This is a genomic window from Mycobacterium sp. TY814 (genome assembly GCF_030755175.1).
In the GTDB taxonomy this organism is placed as follows: Bacteria; Actinomycetota; Actinomycetes; order Mycobacteriales; family Mycobacteriaceae; genus Mycobacterium.
In genome coordinates, this window is the sequence record NZ_JAUFRY010000002.1 from 1,014,031 (window position 1) to 1,030,196 (window position 16,166).

Consider the following 16,166-nt stretch of genomic DNA (forward strand, 5'->3'; position numbering starts at 1 on the left):
TCATGAAATGGCGGTAACCAAGTCGACGGCACTGCATGCCACAGCCCCGCGCCTGGCGAACGGCGCCGAGCGCTGTGTGTACCACGCGCTGATCGACCAACTGCAGCCCAACGATCTGGTGATCCCCGGCCAGCGTGTCACCGACCATCTCAAGGACCACGAGGTCGACTTCGTTGTCGGTATCGAAGGTGCGGGCATCGTCTGCTTGGAGGTCAAGGGCGGTGAGGTGTGGCATGACGGTGAGGGCTGGTGCCAGATCCGCGGTGGGAAAAAGGTCAACATCGAGCCGATCCGCCAAGCGCGTGAAGCGTGCTATGCGCTACGGAGCTATGTCGAGAGCGATCCGCGCTGGAAGCGGGGGCGCCTGCGCTGGGATCACGTTGTGGTTCTGCCCAATGTCGAACTGCCGAAGGACTTCTCGCTGCCGGAATGCCCACGTTGGAAGATCATTGATCGCACCGATCTTCCTACGCTGGTGCACAAGCTGCGTCGCATCATCATCCGGCAAGAGTTGGACCGGCCGCTGCTGGCCGAAGACGGGATCACACAACTCGGCACCGTGCTCAGCGGTAGGGGATTACCGCAACGCGACGTGGTCGCCCGCGCCCTGGCGAATGAGGACGCGGCCGATACGCTCACCGGTCACCAGTCCGTCATCCTTGACGCAATTCGTCTGATCAACCGCGTTGAAGTGCGCGGCGGTGCAGGCAGCGGCAAGACTTTCCTCGCCATCGAACAAGCCCGCCGGCTCGCTCAGCAGGGCCAACGGGTGGCGCTCGTGTGTTACTCCCACGGCCTGGCGTCCTACCTGGAACGTGTCAGCGCCGCCTGGCCCCGTCGCCAGCGGCCCGCATATGTAGGGGAATTCCATGCGCTCGGAGTTCTATGGGGCGCACCCGAAGGCCCGGACGAATCGTTACGCACTGAGCAGACCATCCGGTTCTGGGAACACGACCTCCCGCAGCAGATGGCAGAGCGCGCAGCGCAATTGGAGCCTGGACACCGCTATGACTCGATCGTTGTCGATGAGGCACAGGACTTCGCCGACGCCTGGTGGGATCCACTGCTCGCCGCCTTGAAAGACGAGGAATCAGGCGGTCTGTACGTCTTCAGCGACGAGGGCCAGCGCGTGTTCAGCCGGCATGGCACGCCGCCCGTTCCCTTGGTCCCGCTGATCCTGGATCACAACGTGCGCAACACCAAGCAGATTGCCAACGCTTTTCAGCCGCTCGTGGATCACCCGATGCGCTTCCTGGGTGGCGACGGGCCCGCCGTCAAGTTCGTGGCCTGCTCGCGCGACGACGCTATGGATGTCGGTGACGACGAGGTCGAATCACTCCTGGAACAGGGATGGCGCCCGGAAGACGTCGCTCTGCTGACTACTGGCAGCCGACACCCGGAGCAGAAGGAGCGGCAAGCCGCGGGTAACGCCGCCTATTGGGATAGCTTCTGGGATGCAGAGCAGGTCTTCTATGGACACGTGCTGGGCTTCAAGGGACTTGAGCGACGGGCGATCGTGCTGGTCGTCAACGAACAGTCAGCATTCGAGCGCTCGCGGGAACGGCTCTACGTCGGGCTTTCCCGGGCGCGGGATCAGCTCGTGGTGTGCGGAGACCCGGAATTCATCCGGGAAGTGGGTGGCCCGGACCCTGCTGCCAGACTGAATCTTCCTGCTGGATAGTGCGCACCGGCATCGATATGAGTGTTGCGCATGGCTCCGCCATGCGGAGGATTGAATGGCGCATGGTGGAAAGAGTCTGAACTCATCACCGAGCAGTTCCATCGGGACCGGGTCTGTCGGCGCATTCGCCCTGCAGGTCCTGAAGAGTTAGGTGAAATGCAAGCGCTGGGCTTGCTACGCGGCCTGCAGCGCAAAGTCAGCCGCATCACCTCGGCTGATCCGTTGTTTCCTGGGAGCAGTCGGCGGTCAAATCCCGCTGGCGGCGACTCACGCCCTACTTGAAGTCGCGCGGTGAAGAGGCGGAAGTCGTTTCCGTGCCAGGGGACAAGCGCTTCTGCTGCCCTGGATTGCCGAATAGACGAATTTCGTCAACAACTCCCGCGCCTACCCGCCCTACGACCAGAACCCATTCATCGGCGTCGCATACATGTCATTAAACGTCAACGGCGCCAACGGAACTCCCGGCATCGGACCCAGCGCGTACTCGATCGTCGACATCAGGCTGTACTGGTCGTAGTAGCTGTGAGTCACGAACTGTCCGGACAGCATCCCCGATGTGATGGCGCCCTGGTTGGGGATGACGATCATCGGAACGTGGTTGCCCTGGTTGCCGATTCCCAATCCCAGATTGTTGAAGTCCTCGTCCCAGGTGATGATGATGGCGTCGCGCTGGCCGGCCGTGTTCCACGCGGTGGAGTTCTGAATCTGCGAAACCTGCTGTTGCAGGAACTGGTCGCCGGCGGCCACGTTGTACTGGTGATTGGTGAGCTGGCTGCCCACGAAGTTGAGGATGCTGAGAGGCGAATCCACCGGCCCTTCCATGTCATTGGCGTTGTTGGCGACGATCCAGCTGAACCGCGGCGTGGTGCTCGGGTTCTGCAGATCGATGCTCAACTGTGTCAGCGGCAGCAGATGCTCCTGCTGATATGCCACGGTGTTGTTGAAGACATAGCTGTACTGAGCGGCTGGTATCTGGAACGTGCTGTAGTCACCGGAGGAGACCAGCGCGCCGGGGTAGGGCATGCCTTGCGCGTAGTTGGCCCACGAAACCCCGGCGCCGTCCATTTCTTGCATCAGGCTGGGTGCGTTGATGGACGGGGGGTTCGGGTTGTAGGTGAGGCCGAAGTCCGAGCCGCCGAGAATCCGGAAGTAGTTCGGCGCGCTGGGGTGGCTGTTGGCGAAGTAGTTGTCCGCCGACCCGTAGGTGCCGAGCAGGCTGTTGATGTACGGCGCGTTCACACTCCCGACGATGTCGGTGAAGCCGTGGTTTTCCATGTAGATCAGGAACACATGATCAAGTTGGCCGACGTTGGAGGTTGGCACGGTCAGCGCCGCGGGGGTCAGGCCGGGCGCACCGACAGTGAACGACAGGTTGTCGGCGTAGGCGTTGTTGTAGTGGTTGGTGATGGGGTTGGAGTCGTTGAAGGTGGCGGTGACCACCGCGGAGGTGGTGCCTACCGGGATCGTCCCGGAGACCGAACGCGGCTGCAGCCCAATGGTTCCCAACCGATCGATGGCGCTGACCGTTGTCGTCGATCCGGTGCCCAGCACCGCGCCGTTGGAGTTGAGGAAGCTGACCTGCAGCGCGGTCGACGACGGGTCTACCAGGTATCCGCCGAGCAGCCCGCTGAGCGTGTAAGGCGTTGTGCCGGTGTTGATCTTGGTGGCTGCGGCGCTCAGATCGACCGTTTGACTGATGCTGGACGTCGCCACCGGCCCGCCACCGGCGAAATTGGCACCGGCGCCCGGGGGAGCGGTGCCCGGGAAGCCCAGGAAGCCCGGTAGGTCCGGGAACGGGAACGAGACTCCCAACACGTAGCTGACCTTGTCGGTTCCATACGCGATGATCGTCGGGGTGCCGCTCACGGACCAGCCTGGGAAGGTCACCGAGCTGGTGCCCGACGGTGACGGGGTCGCGATTTCAAAGTTCCCGTTGACCAACAAGTTCGGGCTCATCGGCAACCCGGGGATTCCGTTGAGGCCCAACAGCATTCCGCCGCTGCCGACGGTACCGGGGCCGCCCAGCAACGCGAGCGTCGCCGCGTTGCCGGCGTTGCCGCCATTGCCGCCGGTGCCGATCAGCGGGGCGTCGCCGCCGGCCCCACCGTTTCCGCTACCGAACCCGGGGGCACCTTCAGCGCCGGTCCCGCCGGGCCCGCCGTTGCCCAGCAGCGCCCCGCCGACTCCGCCACGGCCGCCGGTCCCGCCGATGCCCGCGTCGGAGAAACCACCGGTTCCACCGGCCCCGCCGGAACCCAGCAGGGTGGCATCACCGCCGATGCCACCTCGACCGCCGGAGAAATGCCCGGCAAGGGGCACTCCTGCCGCGCCTCCCGCACCGCCGGAACCGCCGGAGCCCAGCCATCCTGCGTTGCCTCCGCCGCCGCCGTTGCCTCCTCCTGCGCCAAATTGTGCGGGTGACAGCACCGATCCACCGGCTCCGCCGGAGCCTCCGGTGCCGGCGAATTGTCCACCCGCCCCACCGCTTCCACCCGGCCCTCCGGTTCCGGTCAGGCTGGCCCCGCCGTCGCCGCCGGCCCCGCCGGTACCGACCACGGAGCCCCCGATGGTGCCCGCTCCGCCCCCGAACAGCGAACCGGCGAGGCCGGCGGGCCCACCGTTTCCGCCGGCACCCCCGATGTCGCCGGCCCCGCCGACCCCGCCGTAGCCGCCGCCGGCACCGACCAGCCCGCTGAGGGCGCCACCGGCCCCGCCGGCCCCGCCTGCACCGCCCAGGAGAATGGGGACCGAGATTCTCGCCATCCCGCCCGTCCCACCGACCCCACCGGAGCCGAAGATCCCGCCAGTACCGCCGTCCCCGCCACCGCCACCGTTGCCGTCGGCCCCGACCGCGCCGGCTCCGCCGGCTCCGCCGTTACCGAACAACAAGCCGCCATTGCCGCCCTGACCGCCGGCGCTGCCGACCCCGGTCGCGCCGTACCCGCCGGCCCCACCTGTGCCGCCGCCGCCCAACAGTCCCGCGGACCCACCGGGCCCGCCGGGTATGCCGTTGGCGCCGGACCCGCCGGCTCCGCCGTCACCGAGCAACCACCCACCCGGACTCCCGGCGGCCCCACTGCCGGCCGCGCCTGGGGCGCCGTTGCCGATCAACGGGCGCCCGGTCAGCGCCACACTGGGCGCGTTGATGGCGTCGAGCACTGCCGCCGGCAGCAACAACCCGTTCGCGCCGGCGGCGCCGTTGCTGCCCGCCGGGGCCCCGAGTCCGCCGATCCCACCCGTTCCGCCGAGTCCGAACAGCGTGGCCTTTCCGCCGGCGCCACCGGCCCCGCCGGCGAAGAGCGCCGGCGCGGCCTGGGCGCCGGCCCCGCCGGCCCCGCCGCTGCCGAATATCAGGCCGCCCGCGCCGCCGTTGCCGCCGGCCCCGCCGGCACCGGTCGCGAACCCGCCGAACCCGCCGGCGCCGCCGAAACCGAACAGCCCCGCGTCACCGCCGGCCCCGCCGTGGCCGCTAGTGCCCCCGGCCCAGTTGCCGCCGCCGGCCCCGCCCGCGCCGCCCGAGCCCAATAGCCAGCCGGCGTGCCCGCCGCTGCCGCCCGACCCGGCGCTGCCGTGCAAGCCGGTGCCACCGGTGCCGCCGACGCCACCGTTGCCGAACAGGGGACCGGCCGCACCACCGGCGCCTCCGGTTCCGCCACCTCCGGTGCCGCCCAATCCGCCAGTGCCCCCGCCGCCGCCGGCGCCGAACAGCAGGCCACCGGCGCCGCCGGCCCCACCGGTACCGCCGGCGATGCCGACTCCGCCCGCCCCGCCGGGCCCGCCTCCGGCGCCGACCAGCCCGGCGAGTAGCCCACCGGACCCTCCGGCTCCGCCGACACCGCCCGCTCCGGCCGCCGCGAAGCCGCCGGTCCCGCCGGCGCCGCCGGCGCCGAACAGACCGCCCGCACCGCCCGCGCCGCCGGCCCCGGCCGTCCCGGCCGCCGCGAACCCACCGACCCCGCCGGCCCCGCCGGTGCCGATCAACCATCCGCCGTGCCCGCCCGGCCCACCGGCACCGCCAGTGCCTCCCGCCCCGCCGGCCCCGCCGGTGCCGATCAACCCCGCATCCCCGCCCGCGCCGCCGCCGTAACCGAACGGGGGACCGGCCGCACCTGACCCACCGGCCCCGCCGTCCCCGATCAGCCAGCCGCCGGGCCCCCCTTTGGCTCCCGTGCCGGGTGCGCCGTTGGCGCCGTTGCCGATCAGCGGACGTCCGGTCAAGGCGAGGACGGGTTCGTTCACCGTGTCCACCACCTCGAGCAGGGTCTGCCCGATGGTCTGCTCGAATGCCTGCAGCGACAATCCGTTGACGGTCTCGGCGGCCGCGTAGGCACCGGCGCTGGCAGTCAACGCCTGCTGAAACTGCTTCTCGTACAGCGCAAGCTGAGCGCCCACTGACTGGTATGACTCGGCGTAGCCGCCGAACATCCGGGCGATCGCCGCGGACACCTCATCAGCGGCGGCGGCCGCGATCTGAGTGGTCGACGGGGCCGCAGACGCGGTGGCTTGCCTGATCGCCTCCGCGATCCCGTTCAGATCCGCTGACGCCGAAGCGAAGGCTTCAGGTGCTGCAACGAGAAAAGTCGACATCTGCGGCTCCCATCGACGGGGCGAGGTGATCGGCTCACTCTATTCACAGCGACTTCAAATGTGAACACACCTTGAGGTGCCGCCGGACATGTTTGTGCGCCGGCACCAAAAACTGGGGGCTCGACCCAGCCCGAGGTTCGAGATCGCGCATCGAAACCTGGCCAAGGATGCCGCTGGACGTTGGCATTCTGCCAATCACGTTGTCAGAGAACGGTACTGCGACCGCAGAACCTCTACGACCAGAAGTCGTTCATCGGCGTCGCATACAGGTCGTTGTTCGTCAGCGTCACCAGCGGGGTTCCCGCGGTCGGGCTCAACGCGTACTCGATCGTCGACATCAGGCTGTAGTGGTTGTAGTAGCTGTTGGTGACGAAGTGTCCGGACAACATCCCGCCGGAGGTCACGGCGGCTTGATTCGGGATGACGACCATCGGAATGTGGTTGCCCTGGTTGCCATTTCCGGTCGACAGGTTGTTGTAGTCCTCGTCGAAGGTGATGATGATGACGTCTTTGGAGCCACTGTTCCATGTCGGCGAGTTCATGATGGTGGACACGTTCTGTTGTAGATACTGGTCGCCGGCAGCGATGTTGTACTGGTGGTTGGTGAGCTGGCTGCCAAGCCAGTTGGCGATGTCGAGAGGCGAGCTCACCGGGCCTTCCATGTTGGTTTCCTCCGAGCCGCAAATCCAGGCGAATCTCGGAGCGGTGAGCGGGTTCTGCAGATCGGCTCCCAGTTGTGTCAATGGCAACAGGTGGTCGGCCAGGTAGGTCGGAGAGCTGTTGTAGACGTAAGTCAAACGGGGGAAAGGCAATTGGTCGACGCTGTAATCGCCGGACGACACGATCGCGCCCGGGTAGGGCATGTTCGGTGTGTAGCCGGCCCACGAGATGCCCGCGGTGTCCATCTTCTCCACGAGGTTGGGCGCGGTGACGGTGTTCGCTGTCGGGTTGTAGTCGATCCCCAGGTCGGTGCCGAGCAGGATCCGGAGATAGTTGGGCTCGCTGGGGTGGCCCAGTGCGTAGTAGTTGTTGGCGTAGCCGTAGGTATTGATCAGGCTGTTGAGGTAGGGAGCGTTGACGCTGCCGAGGATGTCGGCGGCGCCCTTGTTCTCCATGTAGAACAGGAACACGTGGTCGAGTTGGCCGACATTCGACGTGGGGACGGTCAGAACCGGCGCGGTCAGGGTGGGGTCGCCGACGGTGAACGACAGGTTGTCGACGTAGGCGTTGTTGTAGTTGCTCAGGATCGGGTTGCGGTCGGTGAGGGTGGCGGTCACTACCGCCGACGTGGTGCCGACGGGAATGGTCCCGGAGATGTCGCGGGCCTGGAAACCAGTGGCTCCCAAGCGATCCAGCAGGTTGACCTCTGAGGTCATACCGGTGCCCAGAACTGCCCCGTTGGCGTTGAGGAATGTGACTTTCAGTGATGCCGCAGAGGGGTCCAGGAGGTAGCCGCCGAGGAGTCCGCTGAGCGTGTACGGGACGGTGCCGGTGTTGATGTTGGCGGTTGCGGCGGTCAAGTCGACGGTCTGGCTGATCGAGCCTGAGCTCACCGGTCCACCGCCGGCGAAGTTGGTGCCCGCGCCCGAGGGAGCGGTGCCCGGGAAGCCCAGCACCGGTGGCGTATCCGGCAACGGGAAGGAGAAGGGCGAGGGGTAACCGCGTGGCGTTCCGTAGGAAATGATCGTGGGGGTGCCGGTGACGGACCAGCCGGGGATGGTCACCGAGCTGAAGCCCGACGGCGACGGTGTGGCGATCTCGAAGCTGCCGTTGACGAGCAGGTTGGGGCTCATGGGCAGGCCGGGGATGCCGTTGTGGCCGGCGAGCCAGCCGCCGGTGCCGATGGTGCCGGGGCGGCCGAGCAGGTTGAGGGTGGGGGAGTAGCCGCCGTTGCCGCCGTTGCCGCCGTTGCCGATGAGCACCGAGTTGCCGCCGATGCCGCCGCGGCCGCCGGCTGCGGTGGAGGCTTCTGCGCCGGCGCCACCGGGACCGCCGTTGCCTAGCAGGGACCCACCGATTCCGCCGTGGCCGCCGGCGCCACCGGGGCCGGCGGCGGCGTGTCCGCCGGTTCCCCCGGCCCCGCCGCCACCGAGCAGTCCCGCGGCGCCGCCGATGCCGCCCTGGCCGCCCTGGATTCCCGCGGCGCCGCCGACGCCGCCGCCACCGCCGGAGCCCAGCAGGCCGGCGGTGCCGCCGGGTCCGCCGAGACCCCCGGCGCCGGCTTGGCTGGTACCGCCGGCCCCGCCCGCGCCGCCGCTGCCGATGAACTGTCCGCCGGTGCCCCCGGCCGCGCCGGGACCGGCGGTGGTCAGGCCGACACCGCCATCGCCGCCGTGCCCACCGCCGCCGATCAGTGAGCCGCCGATGGTGCCGGCGCCGCCGCCGAAGATCGAGCCGCTGATGCCGGACGGGCCGCCGGCCCCGCCGGGACCGCCGATGTCGCCGGCACCGCCGACCCCGCCGCCTCCGCCGGTGGCGCCGAGCAGCCCGCTGAAGGCGCCGCTGGCCCCGCCGACCCCGCCGCCGCCGCCGCGCAAACCAACGCCAGCTGGATCGGCCATGCCGCCGGTGCCGCCGGCGCCGCCGCCGCCGAACAGCCCGCCGGTGCCGCCGGCGCCACCGCCGCCGCCGTTGCCATCGACACCGAGACCGACACCGGCGCCGCCGGCCCCGCCGGCGCCGCCGGTGCCGAAGAACAGCCCGCCGTTGCCGCCCTGGCCGCCGGCGCGCCCGACCCCGGTGGCGCCCAGTCCGCCGGCCCCGCCGGTCCCGCCGCTGCCCAGCAGACCGGCGGCCCCACCGGGGCCACCGGGGATGCCGTTGGCGCCCGAGCCGCCGGCTCCGCCATCCCCGAGCAGCCAGCCGCCCGGCCCGCCGGCGGCCCCGCTGCCTGCGGCCCCGGCTGCGCCGTTGCCGATCAGCGGGCGCCCGGTCAGCGCCACGCTCGGGGCATTGATCACGTTCAGTGCCGCGGCGGGCAGCAGCAGCCCGTTGGCGCCGGTGGCGCCGGTGGCGCCCGCGGGGGCGCCGAGTCCGCCGACTCCGCCGGCTCCGCCCAGCCCCAGCAATACGGCCTTGCCCCCGGCCCCGCCGGCCCCGCCGGCCAACAGCGGGGCGCCTTGGGCGCCGGCGCCGCCGGCCCCGCCACTGCCGATCAGCAGCGCCCCGGCCCCACCGGCCCCACCGGCGCCGCCGGCCCCGGCCGCGGCGAACCCGCCGACACCGCCGACCCCGCCGAACCCGAACCAGCCCGCATCCCCGCCGGCCCCACCGTGGCCGCCGGTACTACTACCGAACGTGGCCCCGCCGGCCCCACCGATGCCCCCCGAGCCCACCACCCCGGCGTGCCCGCCGGCTCCACCGGCGCCGGCGTTTCCGAGCACGCTGGTCCCGCCGGTCCCACCCGCGCCGCCGTCGCCCCATAGCGGGCCCGCCGCGCCGCCTGTCCCGCCGATCCCGCCTGCTCCGGTCAGGCCCAACCCGCCGGTGCCCCCGGCGCCGCCGGCACCGAACAAGGGACCGCCGGCCCCGCCGGCACCGCCCGCGCCGCCGACCTGCCCGGTACCGCCCACCCCGCCGACTCCGCCACCCGCCCCGACCAGCCCACCGAGCAACCCGCCCGCGCCGCCGGTCCCACCGGCCCCGCCCGCCCCGGCCTGGCTCAACCCACCGGTCCCGCCGGCCCCGCCGGCGCCGAACAATCCACCGGCCCCCCCGGCGCCGCCGGCGCCGCCGGTCCCGTTGGTCACCAATCCGCCGGTGCCCCCGGCTCCGCCGGTGCCCAGCAGCCATCCGCCTTGTCCGCCGGCCCCGCCGTGGCCGCCCCCCGCACCGCCGGCCCCACCGGCCCCGCCGGTGCCGATCAGCCCCGCCGCCCCGCCCGCGCCGCCCGCCAAGCCCGCCGCCCCCGTCCCGCCGGCCCCGCCATCACCGAGCAACCAGCCCCCGGCCCCACCGGCCGCACCCGTGCCGGGAGCGCCGTTGGCGCCGTTGCCGATCAGCGGACGCCCGGTCAACGCGACCACCGGACCGTTGATCGGAGCCAAAAGCTGCTCGCCCAGCGCATGCAGATCCACATTCTGCAGCGCCGACAGATTCACCGCCTCCGCGCTGGCATACGCCCCCGCCCCCGCACTCAACGCCTGGGCAAACTGCGCCCCGAAGACCGACGCCTGCGCATCCAGCGCCACAAACGTCTGCGCGTAATTACCGAACAACCCCGCAATCGCCGCCGACACCTCATCAGCGGCGGCCGCCGCCACCGACGTGGTCGACGGCGCCCACGACGCCGTCGCCTTCCTGACCGCCTCCCCGATCCCACTCAAATCCGCCGCCGCCGCGGCCAGAGCCTCAGGTGCTGCGATCAGAAAAGTCGACATCTGCGGCTCCCATCATTGGGGCGAATCGATCGGTAATGTATTGCAGAAATGCGGGAATGTGAACCACCTTCTTGCCGGGTATTCGACCGCGATCGGGGTGGGGAATGCGGGCGCCGTGGAGTCCCTGATCCTTCGTCGCTCTCCTCCGAGAGGGGTTCGCGCCACGGCCGCGCGCGCCTAACCCAAAAGTCTCAACTAGAGGTTTACCCTTCACTCCGTGATGGTCGGGGAGTGCGTACTGCTGCCGGAGTTCGAGGTCCTGTCGGCGCTGGATTTCGAAACCGAGATTCCATGCATCTGCCGGAAGTTCTGCAGCGAGGCGGACCACGCCGCCGACTGGTGGATCACCCTGTCGTGCGGATGCCGATACCCGTTCTGCAGCAAGGCGTTACGGATGTCGAGGCTTCGGTTGAAGATCCGGCCGCTGACGTGCCGGCTGTGCTCGTCGCACGACATCGTGATCAGCAAGGTGAAGCGCACATAGCTGCCCCGGGGAGCCCCCTCAGTTGTACGCCGTGCTCCCCGCCACCAGATGCGTCGTGCTCACGATCTTCGCGATGCAGTGATCCCGGTCGAAGCCCTTGCTGCTGCACCACATCAGCGCACCCCGGGCGTCGGCGAAGGTGATCCCAGCGATCGTCACCCAGAAATTCGGCTCGGAGAATGTCGACCAGTCACCCGACCACAGCAACTTGGCGTTGTACAGCTTGCGAAATTGCAGGTGTTCCTGCAGCGCCATTTCGTTGTCCCACACCACCCCGTTGTCGCGAATACCGGGACGCTTGGAACTGAGCTGCGGCACCCACTTGTCGGCGGCCTCGGTGGCGACGATCGAGCGGTCGAGGTTCACGTACTGGCGCAACTGCTGCTCGGCATCGCGCACCGCGGCGGCCGAAGTCGTGGGAATCGCCGCGGGCCGCGTGGTCGAGGGCGTCGTCGTCTGATAGGTCGGCGCGGCGCTCGTCTCGGGCGACGGCTCATACGTCGGTCGCCCCGACGTCGGATAGGCCACTGCCGGCCGGTCCGGATCCGGGTTCTGTTTCCCGGCGACAACCACCACCAAGACCACCGCCACAACGACCAGGGCGGCCGCCACGGCGACGAGCGTCGGCACCAGATAGCGCCGCGAGTCGTCCCGCGGCTGATACGGGGGAACCGTTGGGGGAGAAGGGAAATGCTGCGGCGGCGGCTGGTACTGCGCGGCATACACGGTGTCCGCGGCAGCCGGCTCCGGAGCCGACAACGCGCGCTTGGCCGCACGTGCCAACGCCCCGGCACTGCCGTACCGGTCATCCGGGTGCTTGGCCATTCCCCGGGCGACAACCTGATCGAGCGCCAGCGGCACGCCCGACCGGCCGACGCTGGGCCGCGGCGGCGGCGCCGTCAAGTGACCGGCAATGATCTGCTGGGTGTCGCCGACAAACGGCCGACGGCCGGTCAGTGCCTCGTACAGCACGCAGGCCAGCGCATACACATCGACCGCGGACGTCGCCGGCCCATCGCCGTTGAGCCGCTCGGGCGCCATGTAGGCGAAGCTACCGACCTGGTATCCGGTCATCGTCAGATGCGACTCGCCCCGCGCCTCGGCGATGCCGAAGTCGACAAGGTAGGCGAAGTCGTCGGGGGTGACGATGATGTTCTGCGGCTTGACGTCACGGTGGATCAGCCCGTTGGCGTGGGCGGCATCCAGCGCCGCCGCCACCTGACCGATGATCTCGACGGCCCGCTCCACCGGCAGCGCACCCTTGGCGAGGATGTCGTGCAGGGTCTGGCCCCGGACCAGCCGCATGTCGATGTAGAGGGTGTGGTCGATCTCGCCCCAGTCGTGGATCGGAATCACATGCGGCTCTTGCAGAATCGCCGCGGCATGCGACTCACGCAGGAACCGCTCCCGGAAGGTCTGGTCGTCGGCGTACTCGTCGGGCAGCACCTTCAGCGCCACGGCGCGCCGCTTGTCGGTGTCGAATGCCTCGTACACCTCGCCCATGCCACCCTTGCCGAGCAGCCGGCTGACTTCGTATTTGCCAAAGGTTTCACCCACGAGTGACTTCATGGCAATTCCTGCCTTCCTCCCGTTCGCCAGTATGCGATGGAGGTCTGACAAGCGGCGGGCGTTTTCGGGGAATGGATATCCGTTGCGCAAAGACGCCGGCGCGCATGATTCGCCCATGGGCTTGCCTGCAGGACGGGCTGGACGCAGGCCGACACTGCTGGGCTTCGGCCCCAAATCACTTGTGTCGCAACGCGACAATCTTGTCGTTGCGCCCGCCGACGTAGACGGTGCCGCTGTTGTCGACCGACAGGCCCCACGGGTAGTCGAGGCCGGTGAACGGCAACTCCTCCTGCGTCGAGGATCCGACCGCGAGTTTCAGCGTGCGATTGTGGCCGGTGTCGTTGAGGTAGACGTTGCCCTTGGAATCGAGGGTCAGGCCGCCCGGTTGCTTGAGACCCGAAAACGGAAGTTCCGCTTGCTTTTTGGTCTCGACCGGCAAAATCAGCACCCGGTTGTTGCCGCCGTCGGCCACATACACGGTGCCGTTGCCGGTGACTACCAGACCCGTCGGATTGTTCAACCCGGTGAACGGGACCTCGGAGATGGTGGTCGACCCGGCGGGAAGCGCCACGACGTGGTTCTTACCCGTGTCCGCGACGTAGACGGTGCGGCTGCTGTCGACAGTGAGGCCCGTCGGGTTCTCCAGGTCGGTAAAGGGCAGCACCTCTTGGGTTTGCGACCCCGGACGCAGGACCAGCACCCGCTTGTTGCCCGCGTCGTTGACGTACACGGTGCCGGTGTTGTCGGCGGTCACACCGGTCGGCAGGTTGAGGCCGTCGAACGGCAGCGTGTGCGGTTCGGTGGCGCCGGCGAACAACGCCAGAATCCGATTGTGTTCGGTGTCAGCGACATACACCGTGCCGCCGATGTCCACCGACAAGCCCTGCGGGTCGCGCAGCCCGCTGAACGGCAAGGTCACCTGTTCGTAGTCATTGTTCGACCCGGACGTGCCGATCACGACGATGGCCACCACGGTCACGATCGCGACCAGGACGGCACCCACGGCGACCGCCTTGCGGCGCCACCACGGGCGCGCCGGGGGAGCAGGCGGCGCGGGGGCCGGACGGGGCACTGACGGTTCCGGCGGGGGGACGACGACGGGCCGCGCCATCGTCGGGTTGACGTTCTGCGGGGGCGGCGGCGGTGCCGGCCGCCGCGGCGGCGGCGGGGGCGGCGGCGGTGGCCGGGGTGGCGCGGGGGGTTGGCGCCAGTTGGTGTCGGGGCGGGGCAGCCGATTGGTGTAGGCGGCCGGAGCCGGATTCATCCTGATGGTCGGGGTCACCGCCGTGGCAGTGAGCGCGTTGGCCGCGTCCCGGGCGAGCTCGATGGCGGTGTCGTACCGATCGCCCGGGTTCTTCGCCATGCCCCGCGCGATGACCATGTCCAGGCTGGCCGGAATGTCCGGGTTGGTATTCGACGGCCGCGGTGGTGGCGCACTGCGGTGGCCGGTGATCTGCTCCTGCAGGGTGTCACCGGGAAACGGCGACTGCGCGGTCAGGCATTCATAGAGCACACAGGCCAGCGAATAGATGTCCGAGCGGGAGTCCACCTCTGCCGCGGTAAACCGTTCCGGGGCCATGTAGTGGTAGGTGCCGATGAAGTTACCGGTCGCCGTCAACGACAGGTCGTCGGCGGCGCGGGCGATGCCGAAGTCGATCAGGTAGGCGAAGTCGTCATGGTCGAGCAGGACGTTCGACGGCTTGACGTCCCGGTGCAGCAGCCGTTCGCGGTGCGCGGCGTGCAGGCCTTTGGCGACCTGGTCGATGATGCCGACCGCCCGCGCCGGCGGCAGCGGGCCCTGGTTCAGCACCCACTGCAGGTCGTGCCCCTCGATCAGCCGCATGTCCACATACAGGCGCCCGTTGATCTCGCCGTAGGTGTGGATCGGAATCAGATGCGGGCTGTTCAGCCGCGCGGTGGCGTGGGCTTCGCGCCGGAAGCGCTGCTGGAACACCTCGTCGTTGGAGACGGCCGACGGCAGGATCTTCAGGGCGACGACGCGGTCGGTGTCGGCGTCATAGGCGCGCCATACTTCGCCCATGCCGCCCCGGCCCATCAACTCGATGAGCCGGTACTTGCCGAACGAAGTCTCCTGCAACGACGCCTCCCACAACCGCCACCACTGGCCCGACTGTAACGCGGGCGCCTGTGACCAGTCACAGCATTTCACCGGGCCCGTCGTCGCGCCAGGTTAGCTGCGCGTTTGCCGTCCGTTAACCATATTGGCAGTTCGCCGGCTGAACTTTGGGTTCGGTAGTCGACTGCATCGCGTTGACTTATCGGCGTGAAGCCGTGGATACCGGTCGTCATCACCACGACGGTGCTGGTTGCGGGGTGCTCGGCGCACCGGTCAGCCCCGCGCAACACGATGCCGGCCCTGCCCGGTCCGACGACGGTGCAGCAGCTGTGCGAGGCGCAGACCTGGCCGCGTCCGCTCCCTAACGTCGTCGGGCGACTGCTCTTCCAGGCCAAAGACGGAGCGTTGGGGTGCTGGGACAACGTCCGGGGGGTCGCGCCGGACGGGCACGACCCGCTGCACAGTCCCGCGCAGCCCGCGGAGAAGACCTATCGGATCGTCGCCATGTCGCCGGCTGCCGGCACACCGACCGGTCGCCACGACAGCGTGACGGTCGACCTCGCCGAACTCGACCCGACGGAGCCGGCGGCGCTTCGCCCGTGTGAGTGGGTGAGTGAGACCGAAGCCCGCCGATTGCTGGGTGGGCAGGTCAGCCTGGAGCCCTATGGCGACCAGGCCGGGTCGGTCGACATCGCCTGCATCTACAACAAGCCCGGTGACATGGGCGACGGCGTCGAGGTCGACCTGCAACTGCCCGGCGCGTTTCTGGTCGATGCGGCGTCGCAGTTCACCCTCGACGCGCGGCAGGCCATGAAGGTGGACGGCGTCGGGGTCAAGGCCGCCTGTGTCGACGACCCCACGACGTCGCCGCCGTCCACCACGCTGATCGTCGCGCTCAACGGCGACCGGCTGCTGCGGGTGATCCAGGGCAACGGATCGTGTGACACCGTGAAACGCTTCGCGCAGTTGGCAATTGGCCGGATTGGATGAAGCCGGGCCGCGGGCTAAGAGGCGCCGCCTGCGCGGTGAGATATGGCAGGTCGACCTCAACCCAACTCGAGGCAGCGAGGCGAACAAGGTTGGTCCGGCCGTCGTAGTGAGCAATGACCGGGCGAACGCGATTGCATCCCGTCTCGGCCGTGGAGTCGTGACCGTCGTGCCTGTAACGAGCAACGTGACTGCGGTTTACCCGTTCCAAGTGTTGCTGGCGGGCGACGCCATGGGTCTCGCTGTCGATTCGAAGGCCCAGGCCGAGCAGGTCAGATTCGTTGCGGCCGAACGTCTCCGCCGCCGACTCGGCCGGGTGTCCGGAGCCGAGCTGGCGCAACTCGACGATGCGCTGCGGCTGCACCTCGACTTGTGACGTGAGCCCTGGCGATGCAGGTGCGC

At 69.3% G+C, this 16,166-nt stretch carries 8 protein-coding genes and 2 pseudogenes; 4 read left to right on the forward strand and 6 right to left on the reverse strand.

The window, feature by feature from the left end:
* Nucleotides 1-7: 7 nt before the first annotated feature.
* Entirely contained in the window at nt 8-1,681 is a 1,674-nt protein-coding gene (locus QXH22_RS18090; protein ID WP_306276913.1) for an ATP-binding domain-containing protein, read from the forward strand.
* A gap of 393 nt (nt 1,682-2,074) precedes the next feature.
* Here the strand turns inward: QXH22_RS18090 and QXH22_RS30505 are convergent, their stop codons facing one another.
* The 4 genes and pseudogenes from QXH22_RS30505 to QXH22_RS18105 all read right to left on the reverse strand — a co-directional run.
* The gene (locus tag QXH22_RS30505) at nt 2,075-3,673 is read right to left on the reverse strand and encodes an alkaline phosphatase family protein (protein ID WP_371934278.1); all 1,599 of its coding nucleotides are present in this window, start codon (nt 3,671-3,673) and stop codon (nt 2,075-2,077) included.
* A gap of 234 nt (nt 3,674-3,907) precedes the next feature.
* Nucleotides 3,908-6,268: pseudogene (locus QXH22_RS30510) on the reverse strand (PE family protein); the annotation flags it as partial.
* A 233-nt stretch (nt 6,269-6,501) separates the two neighbouring features.
* Nucleotides 6,502-8,061, reverse strand: a complete 1,560-nt coding sequence (locus QXH22_RS18100) for an alkaline phosphatase family protein (protein WP_306276914.1) — start codon at nt 8,059-8,061, stop codon at nt 6,502-6,504.
* A gap of 3 nt (nt 8,062-8,064) precedes the next feature.
* Nucleotides 8,065-10,647: pseudogene (locus QXH22_RS18105) on the reverse strand (PE family protein); the annotation flags it as partial.
* A gap of 220 nt (nt 10,648-10,867) precedes the next feature.
* On the opposite strand from QXH22_RS18105, the gene QXH22_RS18110 reads away from it, so the two are divergent.
* Nucleotides 10,868-11,131 (forward strand): hypothetical protein, encoded by a 264-nt coding sequence (locus QXH22_RS18110; RefSeq protein WP_306244085.1) that lies wholly within the window; start codon nt 10,868-10,870, stop codon nt 11,129-11,131.
* Nucleotides 11,132-11,149: 18 nt separating this feature from the next.
* Here QXH22_RS18110 and QXH22_RS18115 read toward each other — a convergent pair whose 3' ends face one another.
* Both QXH22_RS18115 and QXH22_RS18120 read right to left on the reverse strand, forming a co-directional pair.
* Nucleotides 11,150-12,700 (reverse strand): serine/threonine-protein kinase, encoded by a 1,551-nt coding sequence (locus QXH22_RS18115; protein ID WP_306276541.1) that lies wholly within the window; start codon nt 12,698-12,700, stop codon nt 11,150-11,152.
* A gap of 175 nt (nt 12,701-12,875) precedes the next feature.
* A complete protein-coding gene (locus QXH22_RS18120) occupies nt 12,876-14,798 on the reverse strand; it encodes a serine/threonine-protein kinase PknD (protein ID WP_306276542.1) in 1,923 nt (640 codons plus the stop codon).
* A gap of 186 nt (nt 14,799-14,984) precedes the next feature.
* On the opposite strand from QXH22_RS18120, the gene QXH22_RS18125 reads away from it, so the two are divergent.
* Together QXH22_RS18125 and QXH22_RS18130 are read left to right on the forward strand one after the other, a co-directional pair.
* Nucleotides 14,985-15,767, forward strand: coding sequence for a hypothetical protein (locus tag QXH22_RS18125; protein WP_306276543.1), 783 nt, complete (start codon nt 14,985-14,987; stop codon nt 15,765-15,767).
* 28 nt (nt 15,768-15,795) lie between these two features.
* Entirely contained in the window at nt 15,796-16,140 is a 345-nt protein-coding gene (locus QXH22_RS18130) for a type II toxin-antitoxin system PemK/MazF family toxin (protein ID WP_306276915.1), read from the forward strand.
* Nucleotides 16,141-16,166: the final 26 nt, after the last annotated feature.